The sequence below is a fragment of the Phytoactinopolyspora halophila genome (assembly GCF_003287285.1).
Classification (GTDB): domain Bacteria; phylum Actinomycetota; class Actinomycetes; order Jiangellales; family Jiangellaceae; genus Phytoactinopolyspora_A; species Phytoactinopolyspora_A halophila.
The window spans coordinates 359,765-376,033 of the sequence record NZ_QMIG01000003.1 but is presented as its reverse complement, the minus strand read 5'-3'; the positions used below and the strand labels follow the sequence as shown (position 1 = coordinate 376,033).

Annotated in this window: 15 protein-coding genes and 1 pseudogene; 9 read left to right on the top strand and 7 right to left on the bottom strand. The window is 67.0% G+C overall.

The annotated features are described in order from the left end of the window. Positions 1-9 precede the first annotated feature (9 nt). Both DPM12_RS06480 and DPM12_RS06475 read right to left on the bottom strand, forming a co-directional pair. Complete coding sequence (locus DPM12_RS06480) at positions 10-600, bottom strand: DinB family protein (RefSeq protein ID WP_112257438.1); 591 nt, start codon at positions 598-600, stop codon at positions 10-12. 196 nt (positions 601-796) lie between these two features. Then, positions 797-1,441, bottom strand: a complete 645-nt coding sequence (locus tag DPM12_RS06475) for a 4a-hydroxytetrahydrobiopterin dehydratase (protein WP_112257527.1) — start codon at positions 1,439-1,441, stop codon at positions 797-799. A gap of 154 nt (positions 1,442-1,595) precedes the next feature. Here DPM12_RS06475 and DPM12_RS06470 point away from each other — a divergent pair, with 154 nt between their 5' ends. Continuing rightward, positions 1,596-2,111 carry a SigE family RNA polymerase sigma factor gene (locus tag DPM12_RS06470; protein ID WP_112257437.1) on the top strand — a complete coding sequence of 172 codons (516 nt, stop codon included), beginning with the start codon at positions 1,596-1,598 and terminating at the stop codon, positions 2,109-2,111. A 19-nt stretch (positions 2,112-2,130) separates the two neighbouring features. After that, a complete protein-coding gene (locus DPM12_RS06465) occupies positions 2,131-3,234 on the top strand; it encodes a hypothetical protein (protein ID WP_123788462.1) in 1,104 nt (367 codons plus the stop codon). A gap of 124 nt (positions 3,235-3,358) precedes the next feature. Here the strand turns inward: DPM12_RS06465 and DPM12_RS22770 are convergent, their stop codons facing one another. Both DPM12_RS22770 and DPM12_RS06460 read right to left on the bottom strand, forming a co-directional pair. After that, a complete protein-coding gene (locus tag DPM12_RS22770; protein WP_123788463.1) occupies positions 3,359-3,571 on the bottom strand; it encodes a hypothetical protein in 213 nt (70 codons plus the stop codon). A 106-nt stretch (positions 3,572-3,677) separates the two neighbouring features. Then, complete coding sequence (locus DPM12_RS06460; RefSeq protein WP_112257435.1) at positions 3,678-4,511, bottom strand: helix-turn-helix transcriptional regulator; 834 nt, start codon at positions 4,509-4,511, stop codon at positions 3,678-3,680. Between the two features lie 76 nt (positions 4,512-4,587). On the opposite strand from DPM12_RS06460, the gene ilvD reads away from it, so the two are divergent. Further along, the gene (gene ilvD / locus DPM12_RS06455; protein ID WP_112257434.1) at positions 4,588-6,450 is read left to right on the top strand and encodes a dihydroxy-acid dehydratase; all 1,863 of its coding nucleotides are present in this window, start codon (positions 4,588-4,590) and stop codon (positions 6,448-6,450) included. A 100-nt stretch (positions 6,451-6,550) separates the two neighbouring features. Continuing rightward, positions 6,551-7,342 carry a DUF998 domain-containing protein gene (locus DPM12_RS06450; protein ID WP_112257433.1) on the top strand — a complete coding sequence of 264 codons (792 nt, stop codon included), beginning with the start codon at positions 6,551-6,553 and terminating at the stop codon, positions 7,340-7,342. Positions 7,343-7,418: 76 nt separating this feature from the next. On the opposite strand, the gene DPM12_RS06445 is transcribed toward DPM12_RS06450, so the two are convergent. Further along, positions 7,419-9,320 carry a C69 family dipeptidase gene (locus DPM12_RS06445; protein ID WP_112257432.1) on the bottom strand — a complete coding sequence of 634 codons (1,902 nt, stop codon included), beginning with the start codon at positions 9,318-9,320 and terminating at the stop codon, positions 7,419-7,421. Between the two features lie 181 nt (positions 9,321-9,501). On the opposite strand from DPM12_RS06445, the gene DPM12_RS06440 reads away from it, so the two are divergent. From DPM12_RS06440 to merA, 3 genes are all read left to right on the top strand, one after another. Continuing rightward, positions 9,502-10,125: a TetR/AcrR family transcriptional regulator gene (locus DPM12_RS06440; RefSeq protein ID WP_112257431.1), complete on the top strand. Its 624-nt coding sequence runs from the start codon at positions 9,502-9,504 to the stop codon at positions 10,123-10,125. Positions 10,126-10,146: 21 nt separating this feature from the next. Beyond that, complete coding sequence (locus DPM12_RS06435) at positions 10,147-12,483, top strand: MMPL family transporter (protein WP_123788464.1); 2,337 nt, start codon at positions 10,147-10,149, stop codon at positions 12,481-12,483. A gap of 203 nt (positions 12,484-12,686) precedes the next feature. Next, positions 12,687-14,168: a mercury(II) reductase gene (merA, locus tag DPM12_RS06430; protein WP_112257429.1), complete on the top strand. Its 1,482-nt coding sequence runs from the start codon at positions 12,687-12,689 to the stop codon at positions 14,166-14,168. A gap of 813 nt (positions 14,169-14,981) precedes the next feature. Here the strand turns inward: merA and DPM12_RS24455 are convergent. Continuing rightward, positions 14,982-15,221, bottom strand: coding sequence for a hypothetical protein (locus tag DPM12_RS24455; protein WP_425467568.1), 240 nt, complete (start codon positions 15,219-15,221; stop codon positions 14,982-14,984). Between DPM12_RS24455 and DPM12_RS23795 the strand changes: the two genes are divergently transcribed. After that, on the top strand, positions 15,126-15,335 hold the full coding sequence (locus DPM12_RS23795) for a hypothetical protein (protein ID WP_245951209.1): 210 nt from the start codon (positions 15,126-15,128) through the stop codon (positions 15,333-15,335). The two genes, DPM12_RS24455 and DPM12_RS23795, sit on opposite strands and share 96 nt — an antisense overlap. Positions 15,336-15,513: 178 nt before the next feature. Here DPM12_RS23795 and DPM12_RS24260 read toward each other — a convergent pair. After that, positions 15,514-15,705: pseudogene (locus DPM12_RS24260) on the bottom strand (NAD(P)-binding domain-containing protein); the annotation flags it as partial. A gap of 102 nt (positions 15,706-15,807) precedes the next feature. Between DPM12_RS24260 and DPM12_RS06415 the strand changes: the two are divergent. Further along, positions 15,808-16,191, top strand: a complete 384-nt coding sequence (locus tag DPM12_RS06415; protein ID WP_112257427.1) for a sensory rhodopsin transducer — start codon at positions 15,808-15,810, stop codon at positions 16,189-16,191. Positions 16,192-16,269: the final 78 nt, after the last annotated feature.

The following is a 16,269-nucleotide window of genomic DNA, read 5'->3' as shown; positions in this document are numbered from 1 at the left end:
CGCCGGCTGTCATGCATCCTCGGCGTCACGTGCCGCCCGCTCCAGCCGGTTGCGGTAGCCGTCCCACCATTGCTGCTCGGCCGGGGGAATGTTGTCGTTGTCGATGCGCATCCCGACGGCACCGTCGATGAGTTCTCGGAGGATGTCGGCATGGCCGGCGTGCCGGTGCGTCTCAGCGATCATGTGAACGAGAATCCGGTGCAGGGTCACGTCGCTGCGCTCGTCCGGCCAGTGCGGCACGCGGCCGGACGAATCCAGGTCCAGCATGGTGATGGTCGTGTCGGCGTGCGCCCACACCCGGCGATACAGCCCCACGATGTCGTCGCGTGACTCGTCGGCGGTGGCCCACATGTCCGCGTTGTCCTCGGCGTCGTCCTCGATCCAGGGCAGCGGCTCGTCGAACGGTCTGCCGAAGGTGATGCCGAAGTAGCCCGCCTCGACGGTGGCCAGGTGCTTGACCATATCCAGCAGGTTGGTCCCCGTCGGGGTCAGGGGGCGACGGGCGTCGTACTCCGAGAGCCCGTCCAGCTTCCACAGCATGACGTCACGAGCGACCTGCAGGTAGCGGTGCAGATCCGCCTTCGGTTCCGGTGCGATCATGCGGCACAGCATCGCGCGACGGCGCCCGGCCGGCCATGCCAATTGTGCCGTCGACGCCCGTGTGATCGTCGACGGCCGTGTACACGTCCATGTCGGCGATCGTTGACGATCAGCAAGGGCATCGACATCTACGAGATCGTCCCGTAGGACACATCCCCGGCCGTAGCGCGGCGCGGCTCCTGTGCTTCGTCGCTCCCTAGGCGCGGCCCTGCCAGGTGCAGATGCATGCCTCGTTGCCTTCGGCGTCGGCGAGCACCCAGAAGGCCGGTGCCGCGTCGTCGGACACGAGGTGCCCGCCCGCGTCGATGGCCGCCGCCATGCGCTCCTCGGCGACGTCGTGAGGGACGGTGACGTCGATGTGGATGCGGTTGCGCTGCGGCCGGGGCTCGTCCATCTGCTGGAACCAGATGGCAGGGCCGATGCCGAGCGGATCGACGAGGTCGCCCTCTCCCTTGTCCTGGTACCCGAAGACCGCCTGCCAGAACGGCTTGACACTCGAGATGTCAAGGGCGTCGATCGCGATTTCGGTTGCCTGTGGCCGGTGCAGATCGGGTTGGATGCCGAGCTCTTCGGCAAGCTGGGAGATCTGTCGTGCCAGATTGATGTCACGCATGGTCAAGCCACCGACGTCATGACTGATCAGGCTGATGTGAACGGCGGGATATCGGAGATCGACATCGGGATGGTGGTTGGCGTCCTCGGCCAGCTCGGTGATCCTGGCGATGAATTCCGCGCCCTTGGCGAACGATCCGGTGCGGAAGGTGGCGTGGACCCTGTCCAGGAGCACGCGCCAGCCGGGGAGTTCTGCTTGGACGTCGACGTGCTGTAACAACTCGCTCATGTTCCGGACATTACCCATCTCGCCCGACAATGTCGCGGGTCAGATCGTGTCAGTGTGCTCCCGTGCGACACTCATATGCGGTTCTCGTCCGGGTGAAACGTGATGGCGTGCCCATCGCGTCAACAGGGGAGAGAACGACGGAGGGAGTGGCCGGGTGAGTAGCGGTACGGAAGGCTTCGGGGACTTCGCGGCAGCGTGCAGCGGCCCGCTGTTCCGTACGGCTTGGCTGCTGACCGGTGATTGGCACCTTGCGGAGGACCTGGTGCAGGAGACGCTGGGCAAAGTCTTTCGCCGATGGGGGCGGCTGGATCAGATCGAGGAGCCCATCGCGTATGCCCGAACCGTGTTGATGCGGACGTATCTGTCGCATCGACGGCGACGGAGTTCGGGTGAGCAGCCAGCGGAGACGGTGCCGGAGAGCGCGACATACGACGGCGATGTCGCGTTGCGGCTCACGCTGCTGGATGGCCTGGCCGAGCTCGATGCGAAGGATCGGGCCGTGTTGGTGTCGCGCTACTGGGAAGACCGCAGCGTCGAGGAGACGGCCGCGGAGCTCGATCTCTCGCCAGGTGCCGTGAAGTCGCGCAGCTTCCGTGCGCTGCAACGATTGCGTGCCGCACTGGGAGACAGCGGTGTTGGGGACATGTCCGCGCTTCATCGGTCGGCCTGACCAGACAGAGGTGATCACGGTGAGTATGGAGGAAGAGCTCAAACAGGCCATGCGCGCGGCGGCGAGCACCGTGGATCCACCGATCGATGATCTGGTGGCTGGCGGTATGGCTCGTGGCCGGCGGATGCGCCGGCGATATGTGGCGAAAGTCGCCAGCGGCAGCGTGGCGATCGTCGTCGGGGCTGCCAGCGCGGCGTTGGCCGTTCCGCAGCTGATGGATCGTGGCGATGATGGTGGCGATGTCGCCACCGCGCACGATGGCGATGGCGGCGTCGCCGCCGATGACGGAGATGACGGCCGATCGCTCGAGGACGAGTCGACGGGGGAGGAGTCGATCACCGATTCGCTGAGCTTGCCGGTCGAGGAGTACATGATGTCGGTGGACGAAGGTCTGCTGCTTCGGCGTGCACATGATCAGTTGGTTCAGGAGTGCATGCAAGAGCAAGGCTTTGCCTGGGAACCGCCGCGTCGTTCCGGCCTGTCGTTCGCCAGCGAGCTGCACCGCCGCTACGCCTTCGTGTATGAGCGAGATGTCGCGCGCGAGCACGGATATCAAAGTGTCACCCCGGACGGTGAGCTGATGTCCGACCCCCCGGAACCCGACGCGAGCGAGGAGGAACGACACGCTCTCGGGGGAAGCGGACCGCTCGGTGAGGAGCGGGAAGGATGCCTCGGCGACGCGGATACCGAGCTCGCCGGCGATGCCACGTTCTATCGGGTGGGGGGTTTCCGGCCACCGGAAGCCGTCGACGGCTTGGGCGAGAGCTATGTCCGCTCCCGTGAGGATGAACGTGTGCAGGAGGTCATCGCAGAGTGGTCGGCCTGTATGGCCGAGGAAGGACATGGCAGGGAGAGACCTGGCGAGTTTCCGACCGAGCTTGACATCAATAGGACGGAAGTGACGCCGGAGGAGATCGAGATCGCCCTCGCGGATGTGCGGTGCCAGGAACGCACCGGTCTCGTCCACGTGTGGTTCGAGGTGGAGTCCGAGATCCAGGCGGAAATGATCGAGGCGGATGCCGAGACGTTCGCCCGGATCGCTGAGGAGAAGGAGGTCATTCTCCGGCGGGCGGCCGAGATTCTCGAAAGCGACGTGGACGAGGGGCATCCCGAGTCGAGATAACACGAGCTGTAAAGAACCGACATTGTCGTGACCATCACCTCGATAATGTCGGTTCTCATCTCTCACGTTGTGGCAGTGCCTCGCGGGAGACGTGATACCGCAGGAGCCCCCGTCCTGCATTGGCTCAGGTGAGCGTCGGGAGTACGGTCCGTACGACACTCGGGATGTCGGGCAAACTGTCGGCCGAACCGACGTGTCGCCGGGTGGCCCGCTGGTAGGCCACGCTGACGGGCAGTAGTGCGGCGGCCGAGAGGTCCACCTCGGTCCGTACCCGGCCCATGCACCGCGACTGGCGTGGAATTCCGTAACGACCGGCAACGACACGTCGCTGACGCACGTGACCGGGCTCTCGCGGCGGGTGTCCCTGTGAGAGCGGCGATGCCCGGCCGGAACGGGCGATGCCCGGCCAGAAAGCTGTGCGATATCCGCTGGTTCGGCGAGCGTCATGGACGGGTGAGCGTTCGCATCCTCGTGCGCGTCGCGGAGTCTGGTTGTGGAACGTAGACGACGACGTGGACGTCGGGAACGTCGGAGGGAATCAGCCGGTGGTGTTCGAACAGGAGGTCCCCGACGTCGGGATGGTGAAAGCGCCGCTCGCGGGAGGCGAATCGCTCGATCCGGTGTTCTTCCCAGGCGCGGGCGAACTCGGGACTTTCGTCGAGCAATCGGCCGACGAGCGTGACGTGTGCGGGGTGGCCGAGTGACGGGCCGGCTTCGGCGCGATACTCGGCGACGAAGTGGCGGCTGGTGACTTCCCAGTCGGGCAGCATCTGCCGGACGTAGGGGTCGGTGAAGATCAGCCAGAGCAGGTTCCGCTGCTCCGGCGCCACCGTGGCAACGTTGGGGTAGAGGGCCTCGTAGGCGGCATTCCAGGCGGCAATGGTCCAGTCGGGGGACACCGCGAATGCGGGTGCGTCGCCCTGCGCGTCGAGGAGGCGCTGCAGGTGTGCGGGGGCCGCCACCGGAGCGAGCTCGGTGGAATGGTTCGGAGCGTAGCCGGCGAGCGAGAGCACGTACTCGTGCTCTGCTACCGAGAGCCGCATGTTGCGTGCGATCGAGTCCAGCACCTGGCGTGAGGGGTTGATCTCGCGCCCCTGTTCGAGCCAGGTGTACCAGGTGACGCTCACACCGGCGCGATAGGCGATCTCTTCGCGGCGTAGCCCGGTGACGCGGGTGCGCCCCACGGGTGGCAGCTGGAAGTCGGCACGCACCAGTTCCGCGCGACGTTTGCGCAAGAAGTCGCCGAGTTCGCGGCGTCGTTCGGTGTCCTGTCCCACGCCGGAATCCTATTACCGCCACTACTAGTAGTGCCGCCATCTTCCGATGACGCGGGGCCGGTGCGGCAATGGAGGCATGCCTGCACTTCGTTCCCAGACTGTCACTCATGGCCGCAACATGGCCGGCGCGCGCGCCCTGTTGCGCGCGGCTGGCGTCGACGGCGACGACTTCGGCAAGCCGATCGTCGCGGTGGCGAACAGCTTCGCCGAGTTCGTGCCCGGACATACACACCTGCAGCCGGTGGGCCGCATCGTCGCCGACGCGATCTCGGCCGCAGGGGGCATCCCGCGCGAGTTCAACACGATCGCGGTTGACGACGGTATCGCCATGGGTCACGGCGGCATGCTCTACTCGCTGCCGTCGCGGGACCTGATCGCGGACTCGATCGAGTACATGGTCGAGGCGCACTGCGCGGACGCTCTCGTGTGCCTGTCCAATTGCGACAAGATCACCCCCGGGATGCTCATGGCGGCGTTGCGGCTGAACGTTCCCACGGTGTTCGTCTCCGGCGGGCCCATGGAGGGTGGTACGGCGACGCTCGTCGACGGGACCGTGCAGAAGGGGCTCAACCTCATCAGCGTGGTCTCCGGCGCCGTCGCCGATACGGTCTCGGACGAGAACCTCACGCGCATGGAACAGAACGCCTGCCCGACGTGCGGTTCGTGTGCCGGCATGTTCACGGCGAATTCGATGAACTGCCTCACGGAAGCGCTCGGGCTGGCGCTGCCGGGCAACGGCACGACACTGGCCACGCACACCGCACGCCGGGACCTGTACGAGAAGGCCGGACACAGCGTCGTCGAGCTTGCACGCCGGTACTACGACGGGGACGACGGGCGGGCGCTGCCACGCAACATCGCCTCGCGGGAGGCGTTCGAGAACGCCATGTGCCTGGACATCGCCATGGGCGGCTCCACCAACACCGTCCTGCATTTGCTCGCCGCCGCTCACGAGGCCGGTCTGGGTTTCACGCTCGACGACATCGACGCCCTCTCGCGGCGCGTGCCGTGCCTGTGCAAGGTTGCCCCGAACGGCAGCTATCTCATCGAAGACGTCCACCGCGCCGGCGGCATCCCGGCACTGCTTGGAGAGCTCCATCGAGCCCAGCTGCTCAACACGGACGTGGGCAGCGTTCATGCCGACACCCTGGAGTCCTGGCTGGCCGAGTGGGACATCCGGGGTGCCGCACCGTCGGCCGCCGCCGTCGAGCTGTTCCACGCCGCACCCGGGTGCGAGCCGTCGGCCCGGGCCTTCTCCCAGTCGCGCCGCTGGCAGGACCTCGATCTCGATTCCCACCAGGGCTGCATTCGTGACATCGCGCACGCGTACACGCCGGACGGCGGCTTGGCGGTGCTGCGCGGGAATCTCGCCGACGACGGCTGCGTCGTGAAGACGGCGGGAGTCGACGAGTCCATCCTCACCTTCACCGGACCCGCCGTGGTGGTGGAGTCGCAGGAGGAAGCCGTCGACGCGATTCTGGGCAAGCGGGTCGCCGCCGGTGACGTCGTCGTGATTCGCTACGAGGGACCGCGGGGCGGGCCGGGGATGCAGGAGATGCTCTATCCCACGGCGTATCTGAAGGGCCGCGGTCTCGGCGCGGCCTGCGCGCTGGTCACCGACGGCCGCTTCTCCGGCGGGACCTCGGGCCTGTCCGTGGGGCACGTCTCGCCGGAGGCGGCAGCGGGCGGGGCCATCGCTCTCGTCGAGGACGGCGACGAGATCACCATCGACATACCGCGGCGCGCGATCACACTGCACGTCTCCGAGGAGACGCTGCGCGCTCGGCGCGCGCATGTGGAGGCCACGGGTGGGTACCGACCCGAAGATCGCAAGCGTCCCGTGTCGCCGGCTTTGCGGGCCTACGCCACGTGGGTGACCTCGGCCGACAGGGGAGCGGTGCGCGACGTGGAATCCGCCACTCCAGGCGATATGTCATGAAAAGTGATTCGCATGTTATGATTCCGTAATCTGCGGTCTTCGGGCATAGCTCGTGCGGTCGGCAGCGTGGCCGAGCCGTCGTGGCCTGGGGAACGTCCAGATGCCGCAGACGGGGGATGCCGGCGAGCGGAGTGAGCGCGAATCCATGGCTATGTTGCTGGCCGACCCATCGCGACGGCGGGTGTTGTCCACCTGGCTGGTGGTGTCGTCGGTCGGCGGGGCGTTGGTCTTCACCCTCGGCTGGCTGATCGCGGGTGCGGTACAGGAACGCTACGATCCGCGCAGCGACTACATCAGCTCATTGGCCGCGGTCGACGCGGCTCACCCCTGGATCGTGATTCTGGCCCTGGTGATGTTCGGCATCGGCGTGCTGTCGCTGGGCGCCGGGTTGCTTTACGTGCTGCCGGACTCGCTGGGCAGGGCCGGGTCCCTGGGCGTCATGCTGAGCGGCCTCGGCGTGATCGTCATCGGTTCGGTCCGGCACGATTGCGGCCTGCAATTCCCGGTCTGTTCCGCCAAGGTCAGCACGGGCGACGTCTCGCTGTACCACGAGGTGCACGACGTGGCGAGCGTGGCGACGTTCCTGATCGCCGGAGGCTCCCAATTGTTGATCTCGTGGAGTGTCGGGCGCTATGACGCGTGGCGTCGCATGCAGCTGCCATCCGTCTCCAGCGGCATCGTCACCCTCGTACTCTTCACGCTGATGAGCACCGAGGTGCTGCCCCACTGGCTGGGGGCGATTCAGCGAGCGATCGCCGTCGTGGCATGTATCTGGGTCAGCACGCTGGGCGTCCACCTGTACCGCTCGGCGTTCACGATGCCGCCGGTGAGACGGTTGAACAACCGCGCCGATCGCCATTCCGAAGCCTCGATCACCGGCTCGTTCCGCTGATCATGAACACTTATAGACCTATGTGGTCGGTAAGTGTTCATGATCAGCGGGGGTGGAGGTGGGCGGGGTGCTGCACCTAGTCGTCGAGCTCGCGCTGAACGGCATCGGCGAAGGCATCCCAATCGGCGTCAGGGTCGTGCTCCTGCCGGGCGCTGTCCAGAGCGTCACGGAGTGACTCCGGATCGACATCGGCGCCGACGCCGCCCAGCTCGCTCAGCTCGCCGGGCCGTCCAGGCTTCCCGGGCTTGTCCCGTCCGAGCAGGTCACCGGCCTGGTCGGAGTAGGCGCCGTGTTCGCGCGGGTAGTCGTCGAGAGCCTCGCGGTAGCAATGCACGATGTCGTTGGCCGCACCGTCGAGCCCGCCGCGGTTCATGCTCTGGCTTTCCGCCCGGAAGGTCTCGCCGGGGAGCTCGCGCCCGCTCGGCAACCGGATGCCCGAGTCCTCGCGGGTGCGCTCCTCGACCGCGCTCACGACCTCCTCGCCCAGTTCCAGGGCGTCGAGCAGGCGTTCGCCGACGTAGTCGGTGAGCAGCTCGCGGCCGAGTTCCTCGCGGCCGGAGCGCAGCCGAGCCTGCGCCCGCCGCTCGATCCGCTCCTGCTCGCGCAGCAGGTCACGCTCGAATTCCTCGATCTCCGCGGTCACCGGCTGCAGGAACGTCTCTGGATCCTCGCAGGTGTGGTACATGAGCCGCTTGAACGTGCGCGTGGCATACCGGGTCGCCTCCAACGGGGCGTAATCGGCGGCCAGCCACTCCGCGGCCGCGCCCTTGGTCATGTACCGGTGCTGCTTGAACTCCGGTGGCACGTCCTCCGCCCCGATGTAGATCGGGACGTATGGTGTCGTCACCGCTCCCGTGACGGCCGTCCACAGCTTGTTTAGCTCTGGATGCTTCACGTCGGAAAGCTGCGCCACCTGGCCGTATCCGGACCGATCATGCGACCAGCGCGGGTCACGGACGTAGGCCATCATGTCTTGCAGAGACACCGGCGCGAGTTCCTCGGCCAGTTCCTCTTCGAGCTCGCCTTGCATGTTGTAGCCGGCGGGATGGGTCTCGCTGACCTGCCGGTCGTGTGGCAGGAGCCCGCCGTAGACCTCGTGCGGGTCGAACTCGTCGCTCTCGTCGGGGTCGAACCAGCCCTGTTCCACCGCGAAGTCGATGAAGTTGTCCGACGCGAGGTACTCATCGGGGTGGTCCTGGAAGTCCACCGGGAAGGGGTTGAGGTAGCCGGGGAACGAGACCCGGGCTTCGTCGGGGCCGAGCCGTTCGGCCGCCCACAAGCCCTGGTTGCCGCCGTAGTTCACCAGCACCCAGCCCTCGTCCTGGTCGGCGAACAGGTGCGAGTTGCCGCCGTAGCTGGAATATCCGTGCTCGTCGATCAGCGAGCCGACGATCTCCACGGCCTCGCGCGCGCTGCTGGCACGTTCCATCGCGATGCGGGACAGATCGCTGTAGTTCGGCCCGGTCTGCACGTCGTCGGTGAACTCCAGCAGCCGCTCGCTGCTGGGGGACCAGATGTCGCGAGCGGCGACGCCGTGCTCGTTCAGCCCGCCGTTGGTCAGCGGGGCAGGAAAGCCGGCGAACTCCGAATAGTGCGAGGTGATGTACTTGTTGGTCTCGCGTGCCTGGGGAATCTCGATGAGCTCGCCCGGCATGCGCGCCTCGTCGGTGATGCCGACCGTGGTGGTCGCACCTTCGGCAAACTCGCGTCGTGGCACGATCTCCAACCAGTGGCTCGACGGCTCGTGTCCGAAACCACCCAGGAGCACGGAGCCGTCGTCGGTGAGGTCCTTGCCCACGTAGAAGCCGATGCTCTTCGTCGGCTCACGTGACGAGCCCGCTTGCTGGTCCACCTGCGCGGCAGCGGGTGTGCCGTCGCCGGGTTCGCCGGCCGCTCCGGCCAGCGGCAATGTGAGCGCGGTTGCCGCGCCGCCGACGAGTACGGCACGAAGCGTGCTGCGTGCGCCGGTCTCGGCCATCACGGTGCCACCTTTCTGTGCTGCGAACTTCCGCGCCACGCCCAGGGTTTAGGGGCGAGGTGCGGGTGCCTGTGTACCGGTATGTGTAACCCGTGCCCTTATACCCGGAGTCTTCCGGAGGAATCAAAATGCGGATCTCCCACGGCTTGATCTGGATGACGCGAACGCATAAGTTGTCCATGTGGACAAGTCGAATGGACAATCCGATCGGACAACGGTAAAGACGAGCGCGGAGCGAGGCGAGACGACCCGTGCGGCGATCCTCGAGGCCGCAGCCGATCTGATCGCCGAGATGGGCTGGGGAGGCGTGAGCACCCGGGCGATCGCCGAACGCGCGGGTGTGCCCCACGGCGCCGTCAGCTATCACTTCCGCGGCAAGGGGGAGCTGCTGCGCGAGGCGGCGCTAGCCGCGATCGACACGCTGTTCACGGAGCCACTGCCGGCGCTCGATAACGCCACGGTGGACGACGTCATCGCAGCTGCGGCGCAGTGGTACGTGCAGGGTCTCACCGAGCGCCGCCAGGCGCTGGTCGTCGAGGTGATGATGGCCTGCACCCGGGACGAGAAACTTCGTGATCGGTTCGCGGAGCTGCTCGACCAGTACCGGACGATGCTGGCCGACGTGATCCGCGCCGAGCAGGAGCGCGGGAGCATCGCAGCGGACATCGATGCCACGGCGCTCGCGTCGGCGCTGATCGCCGCGCTCGACGGCATGTTGCTACACACCCTCGCCGCGCCGGGATATGACGGAGCCCGCGCGGCGGACGCGCTGAACGCTCTGGTGTACCAGCGCGGCACCCGGTGATCGGAGGCTTGGGAGGCTACTGTGACGAACCCACTCTTGTACCGGATCGGCATCGCGCAAGCCCGCCATCCGTGGCGCGTGGTCGCGGTGTGGGCACTCCTTCTCGTCGTTGGCGGGGTGTTCGCAATGCAACTGCACGACCGGCTGGGCGGGCTGTCGCTGACAGTACCGGGCACGGATGCGGACCGGGCGGACGAGCTCGTGGAGGAGGAGTTCGCGGAGCCAATCACCGAACAGGACATGCTGGTGTTCTCCTCCGACGAGTACACCGCGACCGACGAGCCCTTCCGGGAAATCGTCGACGAGGCGGTTGCGGCCGTGCGCGACGTCGACGGGGTGGTCAGCGTCATCGGGCCCTACCAGGAGGGCGCCACCGGACAGATCTCCGACGACGGCCATTCCGCGATCGTGGTGATCGGGCTGACCGGCGAGAGTGAAGAGCACCAGGATCTCGTGGACGACCTGCGTGCCGTCACCGATCCGCTGGCGACCAGCGATGTGCAGATCTTCCTCACGGGCGAGTCGCCGCTGTTCGTGGACCTGCTCGACGCGGAGCAGGAAGGGCTGAACCGTGCTGAGATGATCGGGTTGCCACTTGCGCTGATCGTCTTGGTCCTCGCCTTCGGCACGCTGGTGGCGGCAGGCATGCCCATACTGTTGGCCCTGGTCGGTGTGACCGTGACTCTCGGGCTGCTCGGGGCGGCGAGCTACGCCCACACGTTCGACATCATGGTCGAAAGTCTGGCCATCCTGCTCGGCCTCGGTGTCGGCATCGACTACAGCCTGTTCGTCCTGACCAGGTTTCGCGAGCAGCTGGCGCGGGGTGACGACCGGGTGGCGGCGGCCGGGATGGCCGTGTCCACGACCGGTAAGGCGGTGCTGTTCTCGGGCATTACCGTGGCCCTCTCGCTGTCGGGGCTCTATCTGGTGGACAACGCCGTCTTCACCAATCTCGCCATCGCCGCGTCGACCACCGTGGCGGTGATGGTCGCCGTCGCGCTGTCGCTCCTTCCCGCCGTGCTCGGCCTCGTGGGTGCACGGGTCGACCGGCTGCGTGTGCTACCCCGGCGCCGCGAACGGGACCCTCAACGCTCGGGGTCGGGGCGAAGCGGATGGGTTCGCTGGGCACACGGCGTGATGCGCCGTCCGGTGTCCGCGTTCGTCGCGAGCGTGGCCGTTCTCGGCGCGCTGGCCATCCCCGTGTTCGACCTCGAGCTCGGTTTCGACACGAACACCGGCCTTGAAGATCGGCCGTCCGGTCAGGGACTGGCGATTCTCACCGACGAGTTCGCCAGCGGTGCGATGGCGCCGATGTCCGTCGTCGTGCACTCGCCGGATGGCGCGTTCGATAACCAGGACCTGGGTGCTGTGGCGGCCCTCACCGAGCAGATCGGCGACCATCCCGACGTCGCGCGTACCGAGTCGTTGACCGGCATCCTGAACGAGAGCGTCGGCACACCCACGTCACAGGCACTGGAGCGCGCCGCCGCCGATCCCGTCGCCGGGGAGGTGTTGCGCCCGGTGGTGGACCTCGACGGCGGCATGGACACGACGGTGATCACGGTGATCACGCAGCAGCCGGCAGACGCGCCCGAAACCGCCGGCCTGGTCGATGACATCCGTTCTGTCATCGGTCCCGACGCCACCGCGGGCACCGATCTCGACGTGCATGTCGGTGGAATGAGTGCCACGGTCGCCGATCTCACCGACGAGGTCGAAGCGAAACAGCCGTGGGCGATCGGGCTGATCGTTGCCCTCTCGCTGCTCTTGTTGCTGGTGGCATTCCGCAGCGCCGTGCTGCCCCTGAAAGCTGCCGTGATGAACATTCTCGGCGTGGGTGCGTCGCTCGGCGTGCTGGTGGCCGTGGTGCAGCACGGCGTGGGTGCCGACGTGATCGGCTTCGCCGACATCGGATTCGTGCAGTTCTTCCTCCCGCTCATGGCCTTCGCGCTGCTGTTCGGCCTGTCCATGGATTACGAAGTGTTGTTGGTGGGCCGGATGCGCGAGGAGTGGCAACGCACCGGTGACAATGCCCGGGCCGTGGCCGACGGACTTGCACACACTGCCCGGCCCATCACGTCGGCGGCGGCCATCATGGTGGTGGTGTTCGCCAGCTTCGCGGCCGTGCCCATCGCGGAGTTGCAGCAGCTGGGCCTGGTGCTGGCCGTGGCCATCCTGATCGATGCCACTCTGGTTCGCACCGTGCTGGTGCCCGCGACCATGCGCCTGCTCGGCGGGGTGAACTGGTGGTTGCCGCACTGGTTGGGCCACGTCCTGCCCCGGGTCGATCTGGGCGAGGGCAGGCGGGATGGTTCCGGCGAGGAGACGGCGCCGCGCGAAGCGGCCGTCAGGCGTTAGGCCGACATCGCGCGAGACGGCCGTCAACCGCTAGGCCGGTATCGACTTCGATGCCCAGACGTGCGAGAAAGCGGCGAAAATCCGGGATTCGCGCACGTTTGGGTGTCGAGGTCAACTCCTCCGCCACACAGCTCGCCTCACAGGCGACTCGACGCTCGTGCTTGACGTTCCAGTGTGCTGGAAACCATAGCGTCGTCAGCGTGATGAGCGACGTGAACGATCTCACCGGTAGGCAGGGGACGCCCGGCGCTGCCACCGGGGCGAGTAGGCCCAGCAGGGCGAGTGGAGTCACCGGCTACGATGTGGCGATCATCGGGTCCGGGTCGGCCGCGTTCGCCGCGGCGATCCGCGCCCGTGACCTGGGTGCGCGGGTGGTCATGATGGAGCGATCGGCCATCGGTGGCACGTGCGTCAACGTGGGATGCGTACCGTCGAAGGCGCTGATCCGGGCCGGCGAGATATACCACCAAGCCGCACAGCACGGATTCGCCGGAGTGCGCACCAGCGTCGACTCGGTGGAACTGCGGGAACTGGTCACGCAGAAGGACGAGCTGGTCGCCGCCTTGCGGGCGGAGAAGTACGAAGATCTGATCGGCGTGCATGGATTCGACGTAGTGCGCGGTGATGCCGCGTTCATCGATCAGCAGGCGCTGGCCGTCGACGGACGCGTCATCCGGGCGGACAAGTATCTGGTGGCCACGGGCGCGACACCGGTGGCGCCGCCGATTCCGGGTCTCGACGAGGCCGGCTATCTGACCTCGACCACGGCGCTCGATCTGGACATGGTTCCGGGATCGCTGGCCGTCATCGGCGCGAACGCGATCGGTCTCGAGCTGGGCCAGTTCTTCGCCCACGTAGGTTCCCGGGTGACGTTCTTCGACACGGCGGATCGGATCGCGCCGTGTGAGGAGCCGGACATCTCCGACGCCCTGGCCGCTGTGCTGCGTGACCAGGGCGCAGAGGTACACGCGCCAGCAATGATCGGCCGGGTGGAGGTCGACGGTGACAAGCGTGTCGTCGTCGCGACGGTTGATGGGCGCGAGCAGCGTGTCACCGTGGACCACATCCTGGTCGGTACCGGACGTCGCGCCAACACGGCTGGCCTGGGCGTCGACGCCGCCGGGGTGGTGCTCGACGAGGACGGCGGGGTCATCGTGGACGAGCACCTGCAGACGAGCAACGCGGACGTATTCGCTGCCGGGGACGTCACCTCCTCGCCGCAGCTCGTCTACGTCGCTGCCCAGCAGGGCACGCTGGCGGCGGAGAACGCTCTGAACGGACCCACCCGGAGTGTGGACTGGGCCGCACTGCCGCGGGTCATCTTCACGTCACCGCAGGTCGCGGCGGCCGGGCTGACCGAGCGGGCTGCGATCGCGGCCGGATACGAGGTGACGACATCGGTGCTGCCGCTGTCGGCGGTGCCACGTGCCGCGGTGAACCGGGACACCAGGGGTCTGGTGAAGATCGTCGCGGACGTGGCCACCGACCGGGCGCTCGGGGTGCACATCCTGGCCGACGGCGCGGGAGAGGTGATCCAGGCTGCGGTCTATGCGATCAAGTTCGGGCTGACCACGTCCGATCTGGCGGACACGTGGGCGCCGTATCTGACCATGGCCGAAGGTCTGAAATTGGCCGCGCAGACCTTCGGCCGCGACGTCGCCACGCTGTCCTGCTGTGCCGCCTGACGTGCCGGAGGTGTCGATGATGGAGATGCCGGATCTGGAGTTGAACAAGCGCCGTGGCGATCACCGCGGCTGAGCCGGATACCGGCCACGTCGTGACCGTGGAGGTCGACCACGACGGGCCGTGTGGCGGGTCATGAGGTCGAGCCCGTAGGCCCATTCGATCTCCAACGTCAGCGTATGGCGGCACTTCGACCCCCAGACGTGCGAAAAAGCGGCGAAAATCGGGAGTTAGCGCATGCCTGGGTGTCGAAGTGCCCGGCGTTCGCCACGTCGAGGAACACGCCACGCGGCCACGTCGCGTCCTAGCTGATGATCTTCGTGGGAGCTGACTGCCCAGAGCTGGAGGGGTCGTTTGGCCACCACGGAGAGGTGAACAGGGCCTTCGCGTGGATTCCGCCGCGGCTGCCGTGGCGGCCGGAGTGCCGGGCTATCGCGTGGGGTAACTCCGTCTCGTGGGATGTTGGTGGGCGGGGTGTTGCCGGGGGCCGTGTGGCTGCTGACCTGCTGTGATGACGGATGGATGAGATTGTCAGCAGGATGGCGCTGGCGAGAGCTGCCGTGGTGGCGGCAATGGCCGCCGTGACGATGAGTACGAACATGGCAGAAAGTCTTCTACCATTAACGTACTGCCAAAGTGGCAGTAACGCCTTATGTCGTCAATATCCTGCCATTGTGTCGACGACGGGTCAGCGGCCACGACGTCCGGGCCGTGTGCCCTGCGTGCGGTGGATCACCAGTTGGGCTCGTCGACCAGGGCGACGGCGCCCCAATCCTGCTCGGCCATGCCGCGCTCTTCGGCTTGCTCGTACCAGCTCAAGACCTCACGTCCGCGGCCGAACGGTGCGGCCAGCTCTCCGGCCAGCTCGTCGAGCAGGCGCATGTCCTTGGCCGCGAGCCCCAGCTTGAACATGGGGGGAGGTCACCCTGCAGCACCTTGCCGATCAGGGTGTGGCGCAGTTGCCAACTGTCGGCCGAGGTGTGCGGCATGACGTCGACCAGGACGTCCGCGTTCGCCCCGGCCCGGCGGGTCAGCGCGTAAGCTTCCGCGAGCACGGCGATGTTGGCACAGGACACGAGGTTGTTGGCGAGTTTGATCACCTGACCGGAGCCGAGCGGACCGCAGCGATGCAGCTCGCTGCCGAGGCAGCGCATTACCGGCTCGGCTGATGGCATCGGCGTCTCCACCCGCAAGAATCGTCAGTTCGCCCGGCACCGAGGATGGCCTTGCGGACCACGTCGGGATGGGTGAGCATGCAGACGACCACGTCGCTGGCCTCGGCAGCGCCCCGTGGATCGGCAGAGTGAGCCCCTGTGGCCCGCAAGCCGTCGACGGCCGACGGGTCGACGTCGCGCAGACCGTGAGGTGGTTCCCGCCGGCGAGTAGCTTCCGGGCCATCGGACGGCCCATCGTGCCCAGGCCGATGAACCCGACGCGATGCGGTGCGCTGGCGGCTGCCTCTGGCGTATTCGTTGCGCGTGCTCCTCTCGTCGTTCGGTCCGCCCACGCCCACCCCCATCTCCATCTCCCGCTGATCATGAACACTAAGCGACTACATAGGTTTACTAGTGTTCATGATCAGCGGGAGAGCGACGTGGGCTGCGACATGGGCCGCAAGGCAATGCCCGGCGAGGAGGCGCGATGAACGACGAAACCACCGAGCTGGCGGCTGAAGGGCACCGTGTCTGGCACGTACCGGACTGTTTCCTTCCCGGGACATCGGTGGGGGATACGCCGAGTCACGAGGCGTTCTGTGTCCTGAACGTGTCAGGTACGGAGGCGCAGGTGGGCCTCACGTTCTATTTCGCCGACCGGGAGCCGATCTCCACCGACGTGCGGGTGCCGGCCCGGCGCAACATCCATCTGCGCTCCGACCAGGCGGAAATGATCGGTGTGGCGTTGCCGGCCGACGTTCCGTACGCGTGCCGGATTCGCAGCTCGGTCCCCGTCACCGTGCAGTACTCCCGCCTCGATGCCCAGGAGGGGTACGAGCTGATGACCACCAGCGCCATCCCGGTGGCCTGATGGCGGCCGGAAGCCAGGGTGCGGGGAGAAACGGTCGTCATAGCGGCCCGTTCTGCGCACGCGAGGTGCGGGGATCAC

Coding starts and splice junctions, on each gene's coding strand:
- DPM12_RS06480 (WP_112257438.1), bottom strand. CDS start 600: ATGATCGCACCGGAACCGAAGGCGGATCTGCACCGCTACCTGCAGGTC.
- DPM12_RS06475 (WP_112257527.1), bottom strand. CDS start 1,441: ATGAGCGAGTTGTTACAGCACGTCGACGTCCAAGCAGAACTCCCCGGC.
- ilvD (WP_112257434.1), top strand. CDS start 4,588: ATGCCTGCACTTCGTTCCCAGACTGTCACTCATGGCCGCAACATGGCC.
- DPM12_RS06450 (WP_112257433.1), top strand. CDS start 6,551: ATGCCGCAGACGGGGGATGCCGGCGAGCGGAGTGAGCGCGAATCCATG.
- DPM12_RS06445 (WP_112257432.1), bottom strand. CDS start 9,320: ATGGCCGAGACCGGCGCACGCAGCACGCTTCGTGCCGTACTCGTCGGC.
- merA (WP_112257429.1), top strand. CDS start 12,687: ATGAGCGACGTGAACGATCTCACCGGTAGGCAGGGGACGCCCGGCGCT.
- DPM12_RS06415 (WP_112257427.1), top strand. CDS start 15,808: ATGAACGACGAAACCACCGAGCTGGCGGCTGAAGGGCACCGTGTCTGG.